Annotated in this window: 1 protein-coding gene; it reads right to left on the reverse strand. The window is 71.0% G+C overall.

From position 1 onward, the window contains the following. On the reverse strand, positions 1-376 hold a 376-nt coding region (locus tag AB3U87_RS22305; protein ID WP_394150612.1), incomplete at its 3' end, for a DNA-formamidopyrimidine glycosylase family protein. Positions 377-428 lie beyond the last annotated feature (52 nt).

Genomic DNA, 428 nt, shown 5'->3' on the forward strand with positions numbered 1-428 from the left:
ACCGGCGCGGGTCGTAATAGGTCACCATGGCGCCCGCTTCGGTCTCGAAGACGATGTGGGCGTGCTTGTCGTCGGGCGAGACCGGGTGGGCGAAGTCGCCCGGCCGCCGCGCGCCGCCCTCCGGCGCGGCGATCTCGAAGCGCCCGGTCATGCCCAGGTGCATGACCAGGGTGTCGCCCCGGTCTAGCGGGGCCAGCAGATACTTGGCCCGGCGATCGAGGCGCAGGATCCGCGCGCCGGTCAGACGCTGGACGAAACCCTCGGGCAGTGGAAAGCGCAGGTCGGGACGGTTGGCGCGGACGCGGGACAGGCGCGCGCCGGACAGGGCCGGCTCCAGGCCTCGGCGGACGGTCTCGACTTCGGGCAATTCGGGCAAGGAAGAATCCTTAAGGCGATGACGCGACGCGTGGCGCGAGCTAAGAGCGGAC

It is taken from the genome of Erwinia plantamica (assembly GCF_043420595.1).
GTDB classification, from domain to species: domain Bacteria; phylum Pseudomonadota; class Gammaproteobacteria; order Enterobacterales; family Enterobacteriaceae; genus Erwinia; species Erwinia aeris.